A 17,623-nucleotide genomic window follows, 5' to 3' on the forward strand; every position below is an offset into this window, starting at 1 on the left:
TCAAAGACATTTTTTTGCAAGTGAGCCGGATAAACTTAATGTTATCCGGCAATCGGGCATTAATCCTGACGCAGCACTTTATGACCGTATGCCAGCAGCGCGTCAGTGACGTTGCGCATCATGCGGCTTTCCGGCGCAAAACGGTGCCAGTAAAGCATCCGGCGTTGAAACAGACCGGGCGTTAAGTCGATCAGCTCGCCGCTGTTTAACTCTTTCTCAATCTGCAAATGCGGGATCATACAGCAGGTCGTGCCCTGGCGAGCCAGCTGTACAAAGGCTTCAGAAGAGTTAACGATGTGACACGGTACGCTACCCGGCGGTAGGTCGAAGTTCTGTTGCAGGAAGGCCTGGTGCATATCATCGAGATGGTCAAACGCCACGGCGGGCGCTTTCAGCAGCGCCGAGCGGGTGACGCCGTTCGGAAAATAACGTGCCGCAAAGGCGCGTGAGGCCACGAACAGATAGTCGAGTGCGCCGAGCTTATCGACCAGACAGCTTGGCAGCGCCTGATGCTGAATACTCACCGCACCCACCACCTCGCCGCGGCGCAGGCGCTCTTGTGTACGGGTTTCATCTTCCACCTGCAAGTTCAGACGGATAGGCGAATCAGCCAGCACGGGGGCCAGTGCAGGCAGCAGCCAGGTGGCCAGACTGTCGGCGTTAACCGCCAGCGACAACAGCAGCGGCGTGGAGCCGGTCTGCTCGTCTCCCAGCCATTCGTCTTCCAGCAGCTCAACCTGACGCAGCAGCGCCAGCAGCTTTTGCCCTTGCTCAGTCGGGCGTGGCGGAACGGTACGTACCAGCAGCGGCTGCCCGAACATATTCTCAAGCTGTTTTATGCGTTGCGAGACGGCGGATTGCGTGATGCACAGTTTCTGTGCCGCGCGCTCAAATCCTCGTTCACGTATCACCGCATCCAGTGCTTGTAGTGTTCTGTAGTCCGGACGTTTCATTGCTATGACGTACTCCTAAAATTTGGGGGGTTCTGCACTATGACACAAATTTTAGTTGGGTACAGACGAATTCCACCGTCTGCAAATGGGGTTGGGGACATTTTTCTCGTCAATGTTCTATAATGCGCCTGAAATTTCACACCACAGGCGAAACGACCATGACGCAGGATGAACTGAAAAAAGCAGTAGGATGGGCGGCACTTCAGTATGTACAACCCGGAACCATTGTAGGAGTAGGGACAGGCTCAACCGCCGCGCACTTTATTGATGCGCTGGGTACAATGAAAGGCCAGATTGAAGGCGCAGTGTCCAGTTCGGATGCGTCCACTGAAAAACTCAAAAGCCTTGGCATTCATGTTTTTGATCTTAACGAAGTGGACAGCCTGGGTGTCTACGTTGACGGCGCGGATGAAATTAACGGCCACATGCAGATGATCAAAGGCGGTGGTGCGGCGTTAACCCGTGAGAAGATTATTGCCTCGGTGGCGAAGAAATTCATTTGTATCGCGGATGCCTCCAAAGAGGTGGATATTCTGGGGCGTTTCCCACTGCCGGTAGAAGTGATCCCGATGGCGCGTAGCGCCGTTGCACGCCAGTTAGTGAAGCTCGGCGGCCGTCCGGAATATCGTCAGGGTGTGGTGACCGATAACGGCAACGTGATCCTCGACGTACACGGCATGGAGATCATCGACCCTATCGCGATGGAAAATGCCATCAACGCGATCCCTGGCGTGGTGACTGTCGGTCTGTTTGCCAACCGTGGTGCGGATGTTGCGCTGATTGGCACCGCTGACGGTGTGAAAACCATCGTGAAATAATCTGACAGGGGAACCGCTTCCCCTGTGAAAAAATTTTCGGTAGGGCAAATTTGGTGACATGTATCACGTTTAGAATGTTGCCCTGCCGATCTCGCTAAACTCCCGGTACTTCCCAGCATTTTCCTCTGTTATTTCCTGCCGAATGATATGTCCTCAGAATGGCGACGCAAACGTTCATATTGCCGCGATAGTTTTTTTTGATATGTTGAAGGCGGATGCAAATCCACACACACAACATCAGATTGATAAAAAGACAGGGTCGGGGAAATGGCAAAGGTATCGCTGGAGAAAGACAAAATTAAATTTCTGCTGGTTGAAGGCGTGCACCAACGTGCACTGGAAAGCCTTCGCGCAGCAGGTTATACCAACATCGAATTCCATAAAGGCGCTCTGGATGCTGAGCAACTGAAAGAATCGATCCGTGATGCCCACTTCATTGGCCTGCGATCCCGTACTCATCTGACAGAAGAGGTGATTGAAGCGGCAGAGAAACTGGTGGCGATTGGCTGTTTCTGCATCGGCACCAACCAGGTCGATCTGAGCGCGGCGTCAAAACGCGGGATCCCCGTGTTTAACGCGCCATTCTCAAATACCCGTTCTGTCGCAGAACTGGTGATTGGTGAGCTACTTCTGCTGCTTCGCGGCGTACCGGAGGCAAATGCCAAAGCGCACCGTGGCGTCTGGAACAAACTGGCATCAGGCTCTTTTGAAGCGCGTGGCAAAAAACTGGGCATCATTGGTTACGGTCATATCGGTACTCAGTTGGGTATTCTGGCGGAGTCGCTGGGGATGCATGTCTACTTCTATGACATTGAAAACAAATTACCGCTGGGTAATGCGACTCAGGTTCAGCACCTCTCGGATCTGCTGAACATGAGCGATGTCGTGAGCTTGCACGTACCGGAAAACGCCTCGACCAAAAACATGATGGGTGCGAAAGAGATCGCGTTGATGAAGCCGGGTGCACTGCTGATCAACGCCGCTCGTGGCACGGTCGTGGATATTCCGGCACTGTGCGATGCGCTGGCAACCAAACATCTGGCGGGTGCCGCGATCGACGTCTTCCCGACGGAGCCGGCAACCAATAGTGATCCTTTCACCTCACCTCTGTGTGAGTTCGACAACGTGATCCTGACCCCGCACATTGGTGGCTCAACCCAGGAAGCGCAGGAAAATATCGGTCTTGAAGTTGCAGGTAAACTGACGAAATATTCTGACAATGGCTCCACGCTTTCTGCGGTTAACTTCCCGGAAGTGTCGCTACCGTTGCACGGTGGCCGCCGTCTGATGCACATCCACGAAAACCGTCCAGGCGTATTAACTGCGCTTAACCAAATTTTTGCTGAGCAGGGCGTCAACATTGCGGCGCAATATCTGCAAACCTCTGCCCAAGTGGGTTATGTGGTCATTGATATTGAAGCCGATGAAGATGTGGCAGAGAAAGCGCTGCTGGCGATGAAGGCGCTCCCGGGCACCATTCGCGCGCGTTTGTTGTACTAATTTACCTGTCCTGCCCGGTGGCGCTATGCTACCGGGCCTTATTTCGTGTGGGCATCCACACCGTAGTCCCGGCCAGGCAAAGACGTCTCCCGGTTAGGATGAACATCCCTGAGTCGTTTCCAGCCGCAGTTGAGTCCTCTTGCAACATATACATCCTGTTTACGAGCGTTGCCGCAATCGGTGATTAAAGGCGTTGTGGTACGTTGAGTATCAAAAAAAGGAATTTACGATGGGGCTTCAGCATAGGGCTGAAACGGAAAAGCCCCTACCGTAGCAGGGGCTTAAAAAAGGAAAGGGACGATGATGAGATACGTCATCATGCTGCTAATCCTGTTAATCATAGCCTACCCAGCATATTAACAGAGAGGAAGCAGGAGGGAGGTTCGCCTCCCTCACCCTTTACCGAGGAATTTAGGTCAAAAAAAAAGCGGTGTCAATGGGAAGAAAACGGCGGCCATTCCCACACTTTCGACGGTGTTACTACAGCCGGTAAGGGAATATCCCACTCTTCAACCGGCAGTTTTTCGACTAACTGACAGTCATGGGCATAGCCCACCGGTTGGATCCCGTGTTGCCGCCAGTTCTGCAATGTCCGGTCATAAAATCCGCCACCCATACCCAGACGCTGCCCCTCTTCGTCAAACGCCACTAACGGCGTTACCAACACATCCAGTTGCGCAAGCGGCAATACGTCGCGCACATCCAGTTTCGGCTCCTGAATCTTCAGGCGATTGGTGACCAGTTCGCTTTGGGGGTGATAGTGCAGAAACAATAAATTGCCGGGACTAAACGGGTGCAGGACCGGGAGATAAACACGTTTACCTGCTCGCCAGAGTTGTTCGATCAGCGGTTGAGTGTCGAGTTCGCCATCGAATGAGAGAAATAACGCGACAGTGTGCGCCATTACTATCGGTGGGTAAGCAAGCATTCTGTTCGCGGCATGCTGGCCGAAATGGGTTTGCTGCTGAGGGGTCAGTGCCCGTCTACGTTGGCGTATTAGCTGGCGGATTTCTTGTCGGGATAAAGAGAGTTCGGGAAGTTGTGTCATAGCTGTTGGTAGGTAGAAGGGAATCTCCGAGATGCCGCCGCAGGCTGTAACCCTTGAACCCTTGGTTCAAGGTGAATGCGTCGTCACAGTTTTAAGGCTTCTCGGACGGACCGAGCATGCTCACCAACCGTGGAGCGCCACATTCTTGTGGTATGAAATATCGGCTCAGGGGACTGGCCCGCTTGCAAACATCTCAGAGAAATTTTGTCTTCACGGTCACTCTACCATAGTAAACCGAAAAGTGTTATTCAAAGTTTTGGCCCGTTTTTTCGGTTATGCGACCCTGATCAAGCAACGCTTGTTCGATGGTCTGTTGCAGCATCCGAATACGTTGTTCCATGCTCGCCGCGTAGTCACGCGTCTTCGCTTTTTCCTGAGCTAATTCATAGCTGATGTTCAATGCGGCGATGAAAACCAGCTGCTCAGTATTTGTGACTCTAGTGCGAACTTTTAGATCTTGCAACCGCTGATTAAGATCGTCCGCTGCCTGATTCAACGCATCCTTTTGTTCAGGCGGGCAATTCACTCGCAGTGAACGGCCAAATATTTGGATATCGACGGGTTGTGCAGACATGCCACCTTCCTGCTGATTGACTGCGCTGCCTTCGGCTCCGGACCCTGGGTCCGCGAAGGGGCGACACTATAGCTACCCTGGTATGAAGATACAAGCCCTTTTCTGGTTCACCAGGGTCCAAAGTGGTAGCATATCATGAATATCCTCCCTTTGATGACGAATGCTTATGTCTATACAGAACGAAATGCCTGGTTACACCGAAATGAACCAGTTTTTGAACCAACAAGGGGCTGGATTGACCCCAGCCGAAATGCACGGTTTGATAAGCGGGATGATTTGTGGCGGCAACAACGACAGCTCCTGGCAGCCGCTGCTTCATGACCTGACAAACGAAGGTCTGGCCTTTGGTCATGAACTGGCGCAAGCATTGCGTAAAATGCACGCCGCGACCAGCGATGCGCTGGAAGATGACGGCTTTCTTTTTCAGCTTTTTCTGCCTGAAGGAGACGACGTCAGCGTGTTCGATCGCGCCGATGCGCTGGCAGGTTGGGTCAACCACTTTTTGCTCGGACTTGGCGTCACACAGCCTAAGCTCGACAAAGTGACGGGTGAAACCGGCGAGGCAATTGACGATCTGCGCAACATCGCGCAGTTGGGCTATGACGAAGACGAAGATCAGGAAGAGCTGGAGATGTCGCTCGAAGAGATCATCGAATATGTGCGTGTTGCGGCGCTGCTGTGCCACGACACCTTTACGCGTCAGCAGCCAACCGCGCCGGAAGTGCGCAAACCGACCCTGCACTAAGAACGAAAACGCCAAGGAGAGTGTTATGAGCGAACTATCCCTGCAAGAATACCTGCGTCGTCGCCAGGCATTGCTGGCGCAAATGCCGCCAGGCAGCGCGGCGCTGATTTTCGCCGCGCCAGAAGCGACGCGTAGCGCGGACAGTGAATATCCGTATCGCCAAAGCAGCGACTTCTGGTATTTCACCGGTTTTAATGAACCGGAAGCTGTGCTGGTGCTGATTAAAAGCGATGACACTCATAACCACAGCGTTTTGTTTAACCGGGTTCGCGACCTGACTGCGGAGATCTGGTTTGGCCGTCGTCTTGGGCAGGATGCCGCACCAGAAAAGCTGGGCGTGGATCGTGCGCTGGCGTTCAGCGAAATCAACCAGCAACTCTTCCAACTGCTTAATGGCCTGGATGTGGTGTATCACGCGCAAGGCGAATATGCCTGGGCGGATGAGATTGTCTTTACCGCACTGGATAAGTTGCGCAAAGGGTCGCGTCAGAATCTGAAAGCACCTGCGACGCTCACCGACTGGCGTCCGATGGTGCATGAGATGCGCCTGTTTAAATCAGCGGAAGAAATCGCCGTGATGCGACGCGCCGGAGAGATCAGCGCGCTGGCGCACACGCGGTCGATGGAGAAATGCCGTCCGGGCATGTTTGAGTATCAACTGGAAGGGGAGATTCACCACGAATTTACGCGTCACGGCGCGCGTTATCCTTCCTATAACACCATAGTTGGCAGCGGCGAAAATGGCTGCATCCTGCATTACACCGAAAATGAAAGTGAAATGCGCGATGGCTCGTTGGTGTTGATTGACGCCGGATGCGAATACAAAGGGTATGCCGGGGATATCACACGAACCTTCCCGGTCAACGGCAAGTTCACGCCTGCCCAGCGCGAGATCTACGACATTGTGCTGGCGTCGCTGGAAACCAGTTTGCGTCTGTATCGCCCAGGCACCTCCATTCAGGAAGTGACCGGCGAGGTGGTACGCATTATGGTAACCGGCCTGGTGAAACTGGGCATCCTGAAGGGCGAAATCGATCAACTGATCGCCGATAACGCCCATCGACCTTTCTTTATGCATGGCCTGAGTCACTGGCTGGGGCTGGATGTGCATGATGTCGGTACATATGGCAAGGATCGCTCCCGTCCGCTTGAGCCGGGTATGGTTCTGACCGTGGAGCCTGGTCTCTACATCGCGCCGGATGCCGACGTACCGGAAGCGTATCGCGGTATTGGTATCCGAATTGAAGACGACATCGTCATCACACAAACCGGTAACGAAAACCTGACCGCCAGCGTAGTGAAAAAAGCCGACGACATCGAAGCCTTAATGGCTGCGGCGCGTCAACAATGAGCGTGATTATCGTAGGCGGCGGGATGGCCGGGGCGACGCTGGCGCTGGCAATATCTCAGTTGAGTCATGGCAAGTTGCCGGTGCATCTGATTGAAGCGACGGCGCCTGAAGCACAGGATCACCCGGGTTTCGACGCCCGGGCGATCGCCCTGGCGGCAGGCACCTGTCAGCAACTGGCGCGGATGGGTATCTGGCAGGCGATCGCCGATTGCGCAACGGCCATCAATACCGTTCACGTTAGCGATCGCGGGCATGCCGGGTTTGTGACTCTGGATGCGCAAGATTATCGTATTGCGGCGTTAGGGCAGGTCGTTGAGTTGCACGATGTCGGTCAGCGCTTGTTCGGGCTGTTGCGCAAAGCGCCGGGCGTGACGTTGTATTGCCCCGCTCGCGTCGCCACGGTCTCGCGCACGCAGGAACAGGTCAATGTCACGCTGGAAAACGGTGATGTGATTACCGGCGACGTTCTGGTTGCGGCTGATGGTACGCGTTCTGCGTTGGCAACGGCCTGCGGTGTGGACTGGCAGCAAACGCCATACGAACAGTTAGCGGTGATCGCCAACGTGGCTGTCTCTGTGCCCCATGAAGGTCGTGCGTTTGAGCGCTTTACCCAACATGGTCCACTGGCGATGTTGCCCATGTCCGGGGAGCGTTGCTCACTGGTGTGGTGCCATCCGCTTGAGCGGCGTGATGAGGTGATGGCCTGGTCTGATGAACAGTTTTGCCGTGAATTGCAGAGCGCATTTGGCTGGCGACTGGGACGTATTACCCAGGCGGGGAAACGCAGTGTCTATCCGCTTTCGCTGACGACGGCGGTCAAAGCCGTCACCCATCGTACCGTGCTGGTGGGAAATGCCGCGCAGACACTGCACCCTATCGCAGGACAAGGGTTTAATCTTGGATTACGCGATGTGATGAGCCTTGCCGAAACGCTGACCCAGGCATGGCAAGCAGGCGAAGACGTCGGCGAATATCGCGTGCTGTCGCGGTATCAACAACGTCGACAGGCAGACCGTGAAACAACAATTGGCGTGACGAACAGTCTGGTTTATCTGTTTGCTAATCACTGGGCGCCGCTGGTTGTCGGGCGCAATGTCGGGTTGATAGCAATGGAATTATTGACACCGGCACGCGATGTGCTGGCGGAGCGGACCCTGGGTTGGGTAGCGCGTTAAATATGACCTGTAGGTCGGATAAGGTGAAGCCGCCATCCGGCAGGGTTACCCGCACAAATGCCTGATGGCGTTACGCTTATCAGGCCTACGGATTACAGGTTTCGGTTTCGAGGAGCAAACAGTGCAAAGTGTTGATGTAGCTATTGTGGGTGGAGGCATGGTAGGTCTGGCCGTCGCCTGCGGCTTACAGGGTAGCGGTTTACGGGTCGCCGTGCTGGAACAGCATGTCCCTCAGCCACTGGAAAATGATGCTCCACCGGCGCTTCGCGTGTCGGCCATTAATGCTGCCAGCGAAAAATTGCTCACGCGTCTCGGCGTGTGGTCAGATATTGTTGCCCGTCGGGCCAGCTGCTATCACGGCATGGAAGTCTGGGACAAAGACAGCTTTGGACGCATTGCGTTCGATGATAAAAGTATGGGCTACAGCCATCTTGGGCATATCGTTGAAAATACGGTGATCCACTACGCTCTGTGGCAAAAAGCGCAGCAATCCTCGGATGTTACGCTGATGGCTCCTGCAGAACTGCAGCAGGTGGCCTGGGGGGAAAATGAAACGTTTCTGACCCTGAAAGACGGCACGATGTTAACCGCTCGCCTGGTGGTTGGGGCGGACGGCGCGAACTCCTGGCTGCGCAGCAAAGCCGATATTCCGCTGACTTTCTGGGACTATCGCCATCATGCGCTGGTCGCTACCATTCGTACCGAAGAGGCGCATGATGCCGTTGCTCGCCAGGCGTTTCATGGCGAGGGTATTCTCGCGTTTTTGCCCCTCGTCGACCCACATCTTTGCTCTATTGTCTGGTCGCTTTCGCCACAAGAGGCTGAGCGGATGCAACATGCGAGCGAAGAGGAATTCAACCGGGCATTGAATATTGCGTTTGATAACCGACTCGGGTTGTGTCGCGTGGAAAGCGAACGCCAGGTATTCCCGCTGACGGGGCGCTATGCGCGCCAGTTTGCCGCCCATCGTCTGGCACTGGTCGGCGATGCCGCCCACACCATCCATCCGCTGGCGGGGCAGGGGGTTAACCTCGGCTTTATGGATGCTGCGGAACTTATCGATGAACTGAAGCGTTTGCAGCGTCAGGGCAAAGATATCGGTCAGTATCTGTATTTGCGTCGTTACGAGCGTAGCCGTAAGCACAGTGCCGCCATGATGCTGGCAGGTATGCAAGGTTTTCGCGAGCTGTTTGCTGGGGAGAATCCAGCGAAAAAATTGCTGCGCGATATTGGTCTGAAACTGGCCGATACCCTCCCAGGAGTAAAACCGCAACTTATCCGTCAGGCTATGGGGTTGAATGATTTGCCTGAGTGGCTGCGCTAAGAAATCCCTCCGCATCTAAGAGTTTGAGACCCGTCACACTTTCTTCTCCCGGCCTTCGCGCCGGGGGACTTACCTCATTTGAAATAATCTAATTCCACGCTGTTTTTCGCATTAGATTTTTTTATATCACGATTTTCTCTCGTCTCGATTTTTGACATTTTTTTAGAATTTAATATCGATTAAATCGGTTTTTTGTACCTGTGATTTGTGTGTTATGGATTCGTTAATTATGTTTTTGGTTTTTTGTTCTGTGGTCTGCTTTGCCATTTTTTGGCATAAGCTAATGTGATAGTTAATTTTACCTTATGGTTAAGCATCAGTTTCGGTGGTAAGTTCAATGGAAAAGAGAACGTTTGCGTTGAGGCCATAACGTGGCTTCGATGACGGGTTTCGTGGCGTAAATTTCATCACGAAATGGTTGTAAGCCCTGCTTATTCAACGAGGAAAAGATGGCTCAACAGACTCCTTTGTACGAACAACACACGTTATGTGGCGCCCGGATGGTCGATTTCCATGGCTGGATGATGCCGCTGCATTACGGTTCCCAGCTCGATGAGCATCATGCTGTGCGCACCGATGCCGGTATGTTTGATGTTTCGCATATGACGATTGTCGATCTGCGAGGCAGCCGCACCCGGGAGTTTTTGCGTTATCTGCTGGCAAATGACGTGGCAAAGCTAACGAAGAGCGGGAAAGCCCTCTACTCCGGTATGCTTAATGCCTCGGGCGGCGTGATAGATGACCTTATCGTCTACTACTTCACTGAAGATTTCTTCCGCCTCGTTGTTAACTCCGCCACCCGCGAAAAAGACCTCTCCTGGATTTCCCAACACGCTGAACCTTATGCCATCGACATTACCGTCCGTGACGATCTGTCGCTGATCGCCGTACAGGGACCAAACGGGCAGGCGAAAGCCGCCGCGTTGTTTACCGAAGAACAGCGTCGCGCAGTCGACGGGATGAAACCGTTCTTTGGCGTCCAGGCGGGCGATCTCTTCATTGCGACAACCGGTTATACCGGTGAAGCGGGCTATGAAATCGCCATGCCAAATGAAAAGGCGGCAGATTTCTGGCGTGCGCTGGTGGAAGCTGGCGTGAAGCCGTGTGGTTTGGGCGCGCGCGATACGTTGCGTCTGGAAGCTGGCATGAACCTGTACAGCCAGGAGATGGACGAAAGCATTTCTCCATTAGCCGCCAACATGGGCTGGACCATTGCCTGGGAACCGACTGACCGTGATTTCATCGGTCGCGAAGCGCTGGAAACGCAGCGTGAAAAAGGGCACGAGCAGTTGGTCGGTCTGATCATGACGGAAAAAGGCGTGTTGCGTAATGAGTTGCCGGTTCGTTTTATCGATGCACAGGGCAACACGCAGGAAGGCATTATCACCAGCGGCACGTTCTCTCCGACGCTGGGCTACAGCATTGCGCTGGCGCGAGTGCCAGCGGGCATTGGTGAAACGGCGATTGTGCAGATCCGTAACCGCGAGATGCCGGTAAAAGTAACGAAACCTGTTTTTGTGCGTAACGGCAAAGCCGTCGCGTGATTCATCCTTTTTTGGAGATTGATTGATGAGCAACGTACCTGCAGAACTGAAATACAGCAAAGAACACGAATGGCTGCGTAAAGAAGCGGACGGTACTTACACCGTGGGCATTACCGAGCACGCTCAGGAACTGTTGGGCGACATGGTGTTTGTCGATCTGCCAGACGTCGGCAGCACCGTTAGCGCAGGCGATGATTGCGCGGTCGCTGAGTCCGTCAAAGCGGCATCAGATATTTATGCACCGGTGGGAGGCGAGATCGTGGCCGTTAACGACGCGCTCAGCGACTCTCCGGAGCTTATCAACAGCGAACCGTATGCGGGTGGCTGGATTTTCAAAATCAAAGCCAACGACGCGAGCGAAATCGACGCGCTGCTGGATGCCACTGCATACGAAGCCCTGTTAGAAGACGAGTAATGTTGTGCCGGATGGCACTGCGTTTATCCGGCCTACAGGTCACCGTAGGCCCGGTAAGCGTTAGCGTCACCGGGCAATTGAGTTAGAGACAATCACGATTCACTGCACGTTTCAGGAACCATCGCCCATGACACAGACGTTAAGCCAGCTTGAAAACAGCGGCGCTTTCATTGAACGCCACATCGGACCGGACGCTGAGCAACAGCAAGAAATGCTGAATGCCGTTGGCGCCGAGTCGTTAAACGCGCTGATCGGCCAGATTGTGCCGAAAGATATTCAGCTTGCGACCCCGCCGCAGGTGGGTGAAGCTGCGACCGAGTATGCTGCGCTGGCAGAACTCAAAGCTATCGCCAGCCGCAATAAGCGCTTCACGTCTTACATCGGCATGGGCTACACCGCCGTGCAATTGCCGCCGGTTATCCTGCGCAATATGTTAGAGAATCCAGGTTGGTACACCGCGTATACGCCATACCAGCCGGAAGTCTCCCAGGGTCGTCTGGAATCACTGCTGAATTTCCAGCAGGTAACTCTGGATCTGACCGGCCTGGATATGGCCTCTGCGTCTCTGCTCGACGAAGCGACTGCGGCGGCCGAAGCGATGGCAATGGCAAAACGCGTGAGCAAGCTGAAAAACGCTAACCGTTTCTTCGTCGCCTCCGACGTGCATCCTCAAACGCTGGACGTAGTTCGCACCCGTGCGGAAACCTTCGGTTTTGACGTGATCGTCGACGACGCCGCAAAAGTGGTTGATCACCAGGATGTGTTTGGCGTGCTGTTACAGCAGGTGGGCACGACCGGGGAAGTTCACGACTACAGCGCGCTGATTACCGAGCTGAAGTCGCGCAAAATTGTGGTCAGCGTTGCCGCCGATTTTATGGCGCTGGTTCTGCTGACTGCGCCAGGCAAACAAGGCGCAGATATCGTTTTCGGTTCAGCACAACGCTTTGGCGTGCCAATGGGCTACGGCGGCCCGCATGCGGCATTCTTTGCCGCGAAAGATGAATTCAAACGCTCTATGCCAGGCCGTATTATCGGCGTATCAAAAGATGCGGCGGGCAATACCGCCCTGCGTATGGCGATGCAGACTCGCGAGCAGCATATTCGTCGCGAGAAAGCGAACTCCAATATCTGTACCTCTCAGGTGCTGCTGGCCAACATCGCCAGTCTGTATGCGGTTTATCATGGTCCGGTAGGGCTGAAACGTATTGCAAATCGCATTCATCGCCTGACCGATATTCTGGCAACCGGCCTGCAACAAAAAGGGATGAAGCTGCGTCATGCGCACTACTTTGACACCCTGTGCGTTGAAGTGGCTGATAAAGCTGCGGTGCTGGCGCGCGCGGAAGCGGCAGAAATCAATCTGCGTAGCGATATCCACAATGCGGTCGGCATCACGCTGGATGAAACGACCACCCGTGAAAATGTGCTGGCGTTGTTCTCCGTACTGCTTGGCGAAAACCATGGTCTGAATATCGACACGCTGGACAAAGACGTCGCGTATGACAGCCGTTCTATTCAGGACAGCATGCTGCGTGATGACGAGATCCTGGCGCATCCGGTGTTTAACCGCTATCACAGCGAAACCGAGATGATGCGTTACATGCACTCTCTGGAACGCAAAGATCTGGCGCTGAATCAGGCGATGATCCCGCTGGGCTCCTGCACCATGAAGCTGAACGCCGCTGCCGAGATGATCCCGATTACCTGGCCGGAATTTGCTGAACTGCATCCTTTCTGCCCGGCGGATCAGGCGGAAGGGTATCACCAGATGATCAGCCAGCTTTCTGACTGGCTGGTTAAACTGACCGGTTACGACGCCGTGTGCATGCAGCCAAACTCAGGTGCGCAGGGTGAATATGCGGGTCTGTTGGCGATTCGTCATTACCACGAGAGCCGCAACGAAGGGCATCGCGACATCTGCCTGATCCCGGCGTCTGCCCACGGTACAAACCCGGCGTCCGCGCAAATGGCGGGGATGCAGGTCGTCGTCGTCGCGTGCGACAAACAGGGCAACATCGATCTGGCGGATCTGCGTGAGAAAGCGGAACAGCACGGCGACAGCCTCTCCTGCATCATGGTGACGTACCCGTCCACTCACGGTGTGTATGAAGAGACGATCCGTGAAGTGTGCGAAATCGTTCACCAGTTTGGCGGCCAGGTTTACCTTGACGGTGCAAACATGAACGCGCAGGTCGGTATCACTACGCCTGGCTTTATCGGCGCAGATGTATCGCACCTCAACCTGCATAAAACCTTCTGCATTCCGCACGGCGGTGGCGGCCCAGGTATGGGTCCAATCGGGGTGAAATCACATCTGGCGCCGTTTGTGCCAGGCCATAGCGTGGTGCAAATCGAAGGCATGCTGACCCGTCAGGGCGCGGTTTCCGCTGCTCCGTTCGGTAGCGCATCTATTCTGCCGATTAGCTGGATGTACATCCGCATGATGGGCGCAGAAGGTCTGAAAAAAGCAAGCCAGGTGGCTATTCTCAATGCTAACTACATTGCCAGCCGTCTGAAAGATGCATATCCGGTGCTGTACACGGGTCGTGATGGCCGCGTGGCGCACGAATGCATTCTCGATATTCGCCCGCTGAAAGAAGAGACGGGCATCAGTGAACTGGATATCGCCAAACGCCTGATCGACTACGGTTTCCATGCGCCGACCATGTCCTTCCCAGTTGCGGGTACGCTGATGGTGGAACCGACGGAATCCGAAAGCAAGGTTGAACTGGATCGCTTTATCAATGCGATGCTGGCGATTCGGGCTGAAATTGATCGCGTGAAAGCGGGCGAGTGGCCACTGGAAGATAACCCTCTGGTTAACGCGCCGCACACCCAGAATGAGCTGGTGGCGGAGTGGAATCATGGGTACACCCGTGAAATCGCCGTGTTCCCTGCGGGCGTAGAGAACAAATACTGGCCGACGGTAAAACGTCTCGACGATGTTTACGGCGACCGTAATTTGTTCTGCTCTTGCGTACCGATGAGCGAATATCAGTAATTTTCCGCTTCAATTATCTTTTAAAGGCGCTTCGGCGCCTTTATTTTTGGGGGTAAGGGTATGGCAATCGCACTGGTAACAGGCGGTAGTCGGGGGATCGGACGCGCAACCGCACTGCAACTGGCGACAGAGGGGTACACCGTCGCCGTTAACTTTCATCACAATATTCGCGCGGCAACGGAAGTGGTTAACACGATTGTCGCTGCGGGCGGTAAGGCATTCGCCCTGCGCGCTGACATTAGCGATGAAAGCCAGGTGATGGCGATGTTTGAATCTCTCGATCGTACCGGCGAACCGTTGACTGCGCTGGTGAATAACGCCGGGATTTTATTTGAACAAAGCACGGTAGAAAACCTGACCGCCGAACGGATTAATCGCGTGCTGGCCACTAACGTGACCGGTTATTTCCTCTGTTGCCGGGAGGCCGTGAAGCGAATGTCGCTTAAGCATGGCGGCAAGGGCGGGGCGATTGTGAATGTCTCCTCGGCGGCAGCACGGCTTGGCGCACCTTTCGAGTATGTCGATTACGCTGCGTCGAAAGGAGCGGTAGATACACTCACCACCGGGCTGGCGCTGGAGGTGGCGGCGCAGGGAATACGCGTGAACTGCGTGCGTCCTGGCCTTATCTATACCGACATGCATGCTTCCGGCGGTGAGCCTGGGCGAGTTGATCGCGTTAAGTCTACGTTACCCATGCAACGTGGCGGGCAACCGAAAGAGGTTGCTCAGGCGATTGTCTGGCTTTTGAGTGAGAAAGCGTCGTATGTGACGGGCAGTTTTCTTGAGCTGGCGGGTGGAAAATAGGACGTTAATTGCCGGAGGATGCGTTTTCGCCCTCCGGCAAAAAATCACAGATTCTCGCCGTTGCTGGCAATCACTTCTTTATACCAGTTGAAGCTCTTCTTACGTGAGCGCGACATATCGCCAGTGCCGTCGTCATGCTTGTTCACATAGATAAAGCCGTAACGCTTGCTGTACTGTCCGGTGGTGAAAGATACGCAGTCGATGCAGCCCCACGGTGTGTAGCCCATCAGGTCCACGCCATCATACGTCACGGCTTTCATCATCTCTTCGACGTGGGCACGCAGATAGTCGATACGGTAGTCATCGTTGATACTGCCGTCTTCTTCCACTTTGTCGTAGGCACCAAACCCGTTTTCCACGATAAACAATGGTTTCTGATAGCGTTCATACAGTTCGCAAAGCGCGTAACGCAGACCCGTCGGGTCAATTTGCCATCCCCAGTCCGAGGCTTTCACGTGTGGATTTGGGACACTGCCTTCGAAGCCGGAAATTGCATCGCCACTGCCGCCTTCGGCTTTCACTGCGTTGGTCATGTAATAGCTGAAACCAAGATAATCGCAGGTACCTTCACGCAGAACCGCGTTGTCTCCCTCTTCCATTTTGATGTTAAAACCACGGCGTTCCCATTCGTTTAACACATAAGAGGGGTAGTAACCGCGAAGCTGAACGTCGGTAAAGACATAACGCTCGCGCATTGATTCCTGGGTGAACATGACATCTTCGGGTTTGCAGGAGAAGGGATAAAGCGGCACCATCGCCAGCATGCAGCCGACTTTCATTTCAGGATTAATGCGGCGTGCCGCTTTCACTGCCAGAGCGCTGGCGACAAACTGATGGTGCAGCACCTGATACATAGTCTCTTCTGGGTTTTCATGTTCGGTGTAGACCACACCGGAACAGCAGTAGCCAAACAGGGGCGCGCGCCAGTTCCGCTGGTTGTTTATCTCGTTGAAGGTCATCCAGTATTTGACCTTGTGCTGGTAGCGTTCAAACACTACTTCAGCGAAACGCACAAAGAAATCCACCACCTTACGGTGAGTCCAGCTTCCGTATTGCTGTACCAGATGCAACGGCATTTCGAAGTGGGAGAGGGTGATAACGGGTTCGATATTGTATTTGAGTAGTTCATCGAACATATCGTCGTAGAACTTCAGCCCTTCTTCATTCGGCTGGGTTTCGTCACCTTGTGGAAAGATACGGGTCCAGGCGATCGAGGTTCGAAAGCATTTAAAGCCCATTTCAGCGAAGAGCTTAATATCTTCTTTGTAGTGCCCATAGAAATCGACCGCTTCGTGGTTGGGATAGTATTTTCCCGGCACCACTTGCTGGGTGATTTCACGTGGAACGCCGTGTGCGCCGCCGGTCAGCACGTCACAAATGCTCGGTCCTTTGCCGCCTTTGTTCCAGCCGCCTTCAACCTGGTGGGCAGCGACTGCGCCACCCCATAAGAAATCTTTCGGTAAGGTGAGTTTTTTCATCTGGGCTCAATCTCAAATTAATGATCTTCTGATTTTGAGTCTAACAAAGGGAAATGAAATGTCACGATATAACAAAATAGCCGTGATGTGACTTGTTACATCGAAAAAACAAATTGTTTTTTTACGCTAATTTTTTCGCCAGTTTACGACCTAACGTCTCGAGAATATAAATAACAGGGATCTGCGTCGTAATATCATAAACACCGGCAACACGCGTTTGCGGCACATGCCAGGAGAGATTAAAGTCGGCCAGTTTTGCCAGTGCGGAGTGTTCATGGCTGGTAACAGACAACACTTTGCAGTTATGCAGGCTGAACTGGCTGGCAAAACGCAGGATCTCTGCGGTTTCTCCTGAGACCGAAAGCACGATCGCGAGGGCGTTTCTGGCCATATCATTGGTGACAGGGAAATAAGGGTCATCAATATGGTTACTGAATTTTCCGACGTTTGAGAAAAAGCGCGCGCCATATTTAGCTAAGGCCCCGGAGGTTCCGGCGCCGACGAATATAATTCGCTCGGAAGATAAAATAATCTCAACCGCGTGATCGAGTAATTTATCAAATTCGTCGTTATTCACACTTTTAAAAAAGCTGATAATTTCGCTGGCACCGAAATTAGCCTGTTGCGGTTCATTCTGCTCTAAATATAATTTAAACCGCACGCGAAACTCAGAGTAGCCATCACAGTTCAGTTTACGGCAAAAGCGCAGCACCGTGGTGGTCGAAACCCCTGCAGCATCAGCCAGTTCGCGAATGGTCATGTAGACGACGTTATCGCGGTTTTTGATGACATAGTTGTAGACCAACATCTCAAGATTGTTGAGACTGGCGATGGCAGCGTGGGAGAACATACTCACAATGGCAATACTCACTCATCAGACTTCATCTTCAGGA

At 53.7% G+C, this 17,623-nt stretch carries 15 protein-coding genes and 1 other RNA gene; 10 read left to right on the forward strand and 6 right to left on the reverse strand.

The genetic code is table 11. The features are described 5' to 3' along the window. Positions 1-59: 59 nt before the first annotated feature. Positions 60-953: a DNA-binding transcriptional regulator ArgP gene (gene argP / locus JM656_RS03675; RefSeq protein ID WP_203360053.1), complete on the reverse strand. Its 894-nt coding sequence runs from the start codon at positions 951-953 to the stop codon at positions 60-62. A gap of 158 nt (positions 954-1,111) precedes the next feature. On the opposite strand from argP, the gene rpiA reads away from it, so the two are divergent. Then, a complete protein-coding gene (gene rpiA / locus JM656_RS03680; protein ID WP_203360054.1) occupies positions 1,112-1,771 on the forward strand; it encodes a ribose-5-phosphate isomerase RpiA in 660 nt (219 codons plus the stop codon). 267 nt (positions 1,772-2,038) lie between these two features. Further along, entirely contained in the window at positions 2,039-3,271 is a 1,233-nt protein-coding gene (gene serA / locus JM656_RS03685; protein WP_203360055.1) for a phosphoglycerate dehydrogenase, read from the forward strand. A gap of 433 nt (positions 3,272-3,704) precedes the next feature. Here the strand turns inward: serA and JM656_RS03690 are convergent, their stop codons facing one another. From JM656_RS03690 to zapA, 3 genes are all read right to left on the reverse strand, one after another. Then, positions 3,705-4,319 carry a 5-formyltetrahydrofolate cyclo-ligase gene (locus tag JM656_RS03690; protein ID WP_203360056.1) on the reverse strand — a complete coding sequence of 205 codons (615 nt, stop codon included), beginning with the start codon at positions 4,317-4,319 and terminating at the stop codon, positions 3,705-3,707. Positions 4,320-4,338: 19 nt separating this feature from the next. Continuing rightward, a non-coding RNA gene (ssrS, locus tag JM656_RS03695) (6S RNA) lies at positions 4,339-4,522 on the reverse strand. A gap of 41 nt (positions 4,523-4,563) precedes the next feature. Further along, positions 4,564-4,893 carry a cell division protein ZapA gene (zapA, locus tag JM656_RS03700; RefSeq protein WP_162380175.1) on the reverse strand — a complete coding sequence of 110 codons (330 nt, stop codon included), beginning with the start codon at positions 4,891-4,893 and terminating at the stop codon, positions 4,564-4,566. Between the two features lie 166 nt (positions 4,894-5,059). Between zapA and JM656_RS03705 the strand changes: the two genes are divergently transcribed. The 8 genes from JM656_RS03705 to JM656_RS03740 all read left to right on the forward strand — a co-directional run bounded on the left by JM656_RS03705 (position 5,060) and on the right by JM656_RS03740 (position 15,252). Next, positions 5,060-5,638: a YecA family protein gene (locus JM656_RS03705; protein ID WP_203360057.1), complete on the forward strand. Its 579-nt coding sequence runs from the start codon at positions 5,060-5,062 to the stop codon at positions 5,636-5,638. Positions 5,639-5,663: 25 nt separating this feature from the next. After that, the gene (gene pepP / locus JM656_RS03710) at positions 5,664-6,989 is read left to right on the forward strand and encodes a Xaa-Pro aminopeptidase (protein WP_203360058.1); all 1,326 of its coding nucleotides are present in this window, start codon (positions 5,664-5,666) and stop codon (positions 6,987-6,989) included. Continuing rightward, entirely contained in the window at positions 6,986-8,164 is a 1,179-nt protein-coding gene (gene ubiH / locus JM656_RS03715) for a 2-octaprenyl-6-methoxyphenyl hydroxylase (protein WP_203360059.1), read from the forward strand. The genes pepP and ubiH overlap by 4 nt, the downstream gene beginning before the upstream one ends. Before the next feature lie 121 nt (positions 8,165-8,285). Next, positions 8,286-9,488 carry an FAD-dependent 2-octaprenylphenol hydroxylase gene (gene ubiI / locus JM656_RS03720; protein WP_203360060.1) on the forward strand — a complete coding sequence of 401 codons (1,203 nt, stop codon included), beginning with the start codon at positions 8,286-8,288 and terminating at the stop codon, positions 9,486-9,488. A gap of 449 nt (positions 9,489-9,937) precedes the next feature. After that, a complete protein-coding gene (gene gcvT, locus JM656_RS03725) occupies positions 9,938-11,032 on the forward strand; it encodes a glycine cleavage system aminomethyltransferase GcvT (protein WP_192613412.1) in 1,095 nt (364 codons plus the stop codon). Between the two features lie 25 nt (positions 11,033-11,057). Beyond that, positions 11,058-11,447, forward strand: a complete 390-nt coding sequence (gcvH, locus tag JM656_RS03730; RefSeq protein WP_162380169.1) for a glycine cleavage system protein GcvH — start codon at positions 11,058-11,060, stop codon at positions 11,445-11,447. A 127-nt stretch (positions 11,448-11,574) separates the two neighbouring features. Continuing rightward, positions 11,575-14,448 carry an aminomethyl-transferring glycine dehydrogenase gene (gcvP, locus tag JM656_RS03735; protein ID WP_203360061.1) on the forward strand — a complete coding sequence of 958 codons (2,874 nt, stop codon included), beginning with the start codon at positions 11,575-11,577 and terminating at the stop codon, positions 14,446-14,448. Between the two features lie 60 nt (positions 14,449-14,508). Continuing rightward, entirely contained in the window at positions 14,509-15,252 is a 744-nt protein-coding gene (locus JM656_RS03740; protein WP_203360062.1) for an SDR family oxidoreductase, read from the forward strand. A gap of 44 nt (positions 15,253-15,296) precedes the next feature. On the opposite strand, the gene bglA is transcribed toward JM656_RS03740, so the two are convergent. Beyond that, on the reverse strand, positions 15,297-16,730 hold the full coding sequence (bglA, locus tag JM656_RS03745; RefSeq protein WP_203360063.1) for a 6-phospho-beta-glucosidase BglA: 1,434 nt from the start codon (positions 16,728-16,730) through the stop codon (positions 15,297-15,299). 121 nt (positions 16,731-16,851) lie between these two features. Further along, a complete protein-coding gene (locus tag JM656_RS03750) occupies positions 16,852-17,580 on the reverse strand; it encodes a MurR/RpiR family transcriptional regulator (RefSeq protein ID WP_203361212.1) in 729 nt (242 codons plus the stop codon). Between the last annotated feature and the right edge of the window lie 43 nt (positions 17,581-17,623).

Origin of the sequence: Citrobacter sp. R56 (assembly GCF_016811995.1) — a bacterium.
GTDB classification, from domain to species: Bacteria; Pseudomonadota; Gammaproteobacteria; order Enterobacterales; family Enterobacteriaceae; genus Citrobacter_D; species Citrobacter_D enshiensis.

Bases quoted from the DNA above. Each gene is read 5' to 3' on its own strand.
- pepP (WP_203360058.1), top strand. From the start codon at position 5,664: ATGAGCGAACTATCCCTGCAAGAATACCTGCGTCGTCGCCAGGCATTG.
- gcvT (WP_192613412.1), top strand. From the start codon at position 9,938: ATGGCTCAACAGACTCCTTTGTACGAACAACACACGTTATGTGGCGCC.
- JM656_RS03740 (WP_203360062.1), top strand. From the start codon at position 14,509: ATGGCAATCGCACTGGTAACAGGCGGTAGTCGGGGGATCGGACGCGCA.
- zapA (WP_162380175.1), bottom strand. From the start codon at position 4,893: ATGTCTGCACAACCCGTCGATATCCAAATATTTGGCCGTTCACTGCGA.
- argP (WP_203360053.1), bottom strand. From the start codon at position 953: ATGAAACGTCCGGACTACAGAACACTACAAGCACTGGATGCGGTGATA.
- serA (WP_203360055.1), top strand. From the start codon at position 2,039: ATGGCAAAGGTATCGCTGGAGAAAGACAAAATTAAATTTCTGCTGGTT.
- ubiH (WP_203360059.1), top strand. From the start codon at position 6,986: ATGAGCGTGATTATCGTAGGCGGCGGGATGGCCGGGGCGACGCTGGCG.
- JM656_RS03705 (WP_203360057.1), top strand. From the start codon at position 5,060: ATGTCTATACAGAACGAAATGCCTGGTTACACCGAAATGAACCAGTTT.
- bglA (WP_203360063.1), bottom strand. From the start codon at position 16,730: ATGAAAAAACTCACCTTACCGAAAGATTTCTTATGGGGTGGCGCAGTC.
- JM656_RS03750 (WP_203361212.1), bottom strand. From the start codon at position 17,580: ATGTTCTCCCACGCTGCCATCGCCAGTCTCAACAATCTTGAGATGTTG.
- JM656_RS03690 (WP_203360056.1), bottom strand. From the start codon at position 4,319: ATGACACAACTTCCCGAACTCTCTTTATCCCGACAAGAAATCCGCCAG.
- gcvP (WP_203360061.1), top strand. From the start codon at position 11,575: ATGACACAGACGTTAAGCCAGCTTGAAAACAGCGGCGCTTTCATTGAA.
- gcvH (WP_162380169.1), top strand. From the start codon at position 11,058: ATGAGCAACGTACCTGCAGAACTGAAATACAGCAAAGAACACGAATGG.
- rpiA (WP_203360054.1), top strand. From the start codon at position 1,112: ATGACGCAGGATGAACTGAAAAAAGCAGTAGGATGGGCGGCACTTCAG.